At 57.6% G+C, this 4,252-nt stretch carries 4 protein-coding genes; 1 reads left to right on the top strand and 3 read right to left on the bottom strand.

The annotated features are described in order from the left end of the window. Positions 1 to 283: 283 nt before the first annotated feature. Complete coding sequence (locus NZK35_RS12095) at positions 284 to 436, bottom strand: hypothetical protein (RefSeq protein ID WP_259632792.1); 153 nt, start codon at positions 434 to 436, stop codon at positions 284 to 286. Between the two features lie 156 nt (positions 437 to 592). Continuing rightward, positions 593 to 1,225 carry a hypothetical protein gene (locus NZK35_RS12100; protein ID WP_259632793.1) on the bottom strand — a complete coding sequence of 211 codons (633 nt, stop codon included), beginning with the start codon at positions 1,223 to 1,225 and terminating at the stop codon, positions 593 to 595. A gap of 365 nt (positions 1,226 to 1,590) precedes the next feature. Here NZK35_RS12100 and NZK35_RS12105 point away from each other — a divergent pair, with 365 nt between their 5' ends. Beyond that, complete coding sequence (locus NZK35_RS12105; protein WP_259632794.1) at positions 1,591 to 3,183, top strand: sulfatase family protein; 1,593 nt, start codon at positions 1,591 to 1,593, stop codon at positions 3,181 to 3,183. A 53-nt stretch (positions 3,184 to 3,236) separates the two neighbouring features. Here NZK35_RS12105 and NZK35_RS12110 read toward each other — a convergent pair whose 3' ends face one another. Further along, entirely contained in the window at positions 3,237 to 4,046 is an 810-nt protein-coding gene (locus NZK35_RS12110; RefSeq protein ID WP_259632795.1) for a hypothetical protein, read from the bottom strand. Positions 4,047 to 4,252 lie beyond the last annotated feature (206 nt).

A 4,252-nucleotide genomic window follows, 5' to 3' on the forward strand; every position in this document is an offset into this window, starting at 1 on the left:
CTTAACTTAGCGGTATTGGGAGGTCAGCGCTGCGCCACCTCCGGACCATGAACGCAATTCTCCCCTCGATCCCGGACTTCGACACCCTTCGGGGTCGCGGCAGTTGGGGGACCGGATATCCGGAGGTGTCGCTTCGCTCACCTCCGGCTAATCGCTTTGACCTCCGTCGGGGTCATGCCGAACGGTCTGCCGATCCGAAAACCGCCCGCTTCACCAATCACTTGCACGCAGTTCATCGGCGTTGCGGAGCTAACCGCGTTTTGATCTCACTGAAGCACTCGATTCAAGCACTGACCGCCAGTGTCGTTCCAACGATCCGCAAAAGGATGTTGAGTGCAAATCCAGCAGTCACAATCCAGAATGGAATCTTCGCTTCTTGGTAGTTCAGCAGTCCGTAAACGAACGTAAGTAAGACAATGGAGAGTAGGGTCATCATTGGGATGCAGTTTCCTTGTTGCTGAAGTGACGCTGACGTCGAGTTTGGAAAAGAGTTCTGTAGTAGAGCAGTACATCGTTCACGGCCTGGGCGGGGCATGCTGATACCGCCCAATCCTACGGGTCCTGGGCGGGCCGGTCAAGAATCTTGCTCGATCTATGCAAACACGTAGGCTTGAATGCGATCGATCGACCATTGGGTTTGATCGACGGTTCGCAGCGGTGGGATCAGGGTGAGGTAGGTCTCGGGTAATCCTCGATCACGCAGGAAGGACTCCGTCTTCTCGTAGTCGGCGTCGCGAAAAGCTTCCGCCCGCTGATACAGCCGAATCCCCAAGATCGCATCGGCAATTTGGGTGATCGTGGTTTGCCATGCCAGTTGATCGACACCGTCGGCGGTGAGGATGGATAGGCGATCAGTTTGACATTCCAACGCATCGATCACACTCTGTCGCCAAGAACGTTCCGAATCGTCGGCCGCATCCTGTTCGATCTCCATTCGTACTAAATCGTTGACTTCATAGAAAATGGCGTCGACGGTGGCGTCAAACATCGCCGCAGACGGCTCGATGGTTTCACGGCCCAACAGCGCCGATGTGACCCGCTCGAGTAACCACAGTCGCTGGCCGGCATCCCACTGGTCGAACCATTCCACGCCGTATGCCCACGCTTGCTCGCCGTCGCGCAACTCCGCGACATGATCATCGACCATCATCCCGATCGCCCCTCGCACCAGACCCGCTTCAGCACCCCGTAGATTTCGCAGTCCGTTTGTCGTCGGCCAAGGCATGTCGGATGATTCGCTCTGCTGACAAAGTGCAACGGGTCGTGTCGGATACGATTTTAGCCGCTTTCCCCGGGCGGTCGATCACCGTGCGACACGTCGATGGCGAAATCCCGGGTCGCGTTGAAATCGGGCACCCCACCGATGTTACAATGGAGGGGGTCTTCAAGGAATTCAAATGAGCGCGACGTTAAAATTGTCAGTCCTCGAGTACGAGCAAATGATTGCTCGAGGTGCATTTGCTGGTCTCGATCGCAAGATCGAATTCTCGCGTCACGACCAACATTCGACCGTGAGCCCAGCCTTCCATCCGTCTCTACAACTCCCGCTTTCGGATCTGTTTCTAAAAGACTAAGGATCAAACCTGCAACATGTATCGAATCGTCAGCTTCGCTTTGGCGACGGTCATCGGCTGCGTCGCGCTGTCGTGTAGCGCCGCCGAGCGGCCGAACATCGTGATGGCCTTTGCCGATGACTGGGGTAAATACGCCAGCGCGTACGCGACGCTCCAGCCCGGTGGCCCGTCCGATGTCATCTCGACGCCCCACTTCGACGCAATCGCCTCCGAGGGCATCCTGTTTACCCGGGCTTATGTCAGTGCGCCGTCGTGCACCCCCTGTCGCAGCTCGCTGTTGTCCGGTCAGCACTTTTGGCGCTGCGGTCGGGCGTCGATCTTGCAGGGTGCGATCTGGGACTTTTCCAATCCCGCCTATCCACTGATCCTGGAACAATCCGGTTATCGCATCGGTCACACCTACAAAGTCTGGTCGCCGGGATCACCCGCCGATGCGCCCCATGGAGCCAAACGCACGTCATTCAACGAACACGGCCGCAAGTTCAACGGGTTTTCTCAAAACGCGATGAAGGCCAAGGACCCAGAAGCGGGAAAGGTGGCGTTGCTGGATGAAGTCCGCAACAATGTTCGTTCGTTCTTGGATGCCGACGGTGACGGCGCGGTCGATGGAGACGCACCGTTTTGCTATTGGTTCGGGCCGACAAACTGTCACCGAAAGTGGATCGCCGGTAGCGGCAAGACACTGTGGGGAATCGACCCGGAGGACTTGAAGGGAAAGTTGCCGCCGTATCTGCCGGACGTCGACGTCGTCCGCGAAGACTTTGCCGATTACCTGGGAGAAGCCCAGGCGTTTGATGCATCGCTGGGCGTGATCCTGGAAGAACTGCGCCGCATCGGACAATTGGACAACACGATTCTGGTGGTCAGCGGCGACCACGGGATTCCGGGCGTCACCCGCGGCAAATGCAATCTGTACGATTTGGGGACCAGCGTTCCGCTGGCGATCCGTTGGCCCCAAGGTATCAAACATCCCGGCCGCGTCGTCGACGACTTCGTCTCGCTGCCCGACCTGGCACCGACGTTCTTGGAAGCCGCGGGCGAGCGTGTTCCGGAGGCGATGACCGCGAAGTCACTGCTGAACATCTTTGCGAGTGAACAAGGCGGACAAGTCGACCCGACGCGTGATGCCGTCTTCACCGGTCGCGAACGGCACGTCGCCAAAGCACGCCAGGGCAACAAACCGTACCCGCAACGAGCGATTCGCACGGACCAGTACTTGTACATCATCAACTTCGAGCCCGAGCGATGGCCGATGGGAGATGCGGCAGGATTCGGCAGAGCAGACGGTCCGATGCCGTCGCTGGAGTTGCTGCGCGAGAACACGTTCAGCGCGTTCGGCGATCTCGATGCGAGTCCCACCAAAGCTTGGGTGGTGATGCATCGCGACCAGGACCCCACCGCGTTTGACTTCGCGGTGGGCAAACGTCCAAGGTTCGAACTGTACGACATCCAAGCCGACCCGCACTGCATGGTCAACTTGGCGACGGATGTGAACCATCGCGTGACCCGCGAAGTGTTGCATGAGCGACTGATGTCGAAGCTCAAACAGACCGGTGATCCGCGGGTTTCCGATGACGTGGTGTTTGAGCGATCACCGTTTACGGATTAGGTGTCCATTGAAAACGAAGCGTTCCGCCAGGGGAAGGCAGATTGATTGGGGCGTCAGCCCAGTTTGGTCAGGAGGAGGACGAGCTTTCGTTTTTGGCTGAGCCGGACCATGGCATTGGGCGAAAGCTCGACACGGTTCTTGGCCTTGGCGATGTCGACACACAGCAATTTTGCGTTGTCATCGGAATCCGCGTCATCGGAATCCGCGTCATCGGACAGGGTCTCGGCATGAATCATCATGCATCGGTCGCCCTTGCGAAGCAGATAGACGGCGTCAGAGATGACCTCCTGGGGATCGGTCAACGGTTGAAAATCGAACCGGCCACTGACAAATTCGAGCTGTCGGTCACCGATCAGGACGGAAAACTGATTCAGGAAAGCTTCGTCGACGGAGTCCTTGGTGACGATTTGGCGATCCTGCGATAGTGGCGGCGTTTCTTGAACGTCGGGAGCGTCGTCGTCGGGTTGCTCGGATGGCGACTCGGTGGGCGTCGCGACCTTGCTCACTTCCTTGGCCCTTTCTTTCTCAGCCAGCCGTTCTAATTGCGGGAGATACGTTTCGAATTTTTGAATGATCTCGCGAGCCTTGTCTTGTTTCCGCTGCAACCGCCTGACCTGTCGATCACGATCTTTGGCTTTGGCGTCGACTTCCTTTTCGGGATCCTGGCGAAGGATCCGTTGTCGGCTTTCGCGGTATTTTTCGTAGGCTTCGTTCAGTTTGGTATGCGAATCGGCCCACTGTCGCTCGAGAAAAAAAGCTCGTGCGTCCATGATGGCCGGCGCCGAGCGGCTGCCGCGCAATTCACCGTACAGATCTTGCAAATCGTCGACCGTCATCGGTCGAGCTTTCGTCTTGTCGTTCAAGCAAGTTCACCGCCAAGAGGAAACAGAAGCGAGGAGACTGAAAGTTTAACACCCTTTGGTCCCGGCGTGTCAAACTTTCGCTGTGGCCAGGACAAGCCGTCAGGTACGAATGGCACGGGTAGACGTGTTGGTGTACAGGCTTCAGCCGCCCACATTCGCAGCGTCGCAGCGAGCGGCAATCGCCTGCAGGCCAATACCGCTAAGTT

It is taken from the genome of Stieleria sedimenti (assembly GCF_025060895.1).
GTDB lineage: Bacteria > Planctomycetota > Planctomycetia > Pirellulales > Pirellulaceae > Stieleria > Stieleria sedimenti.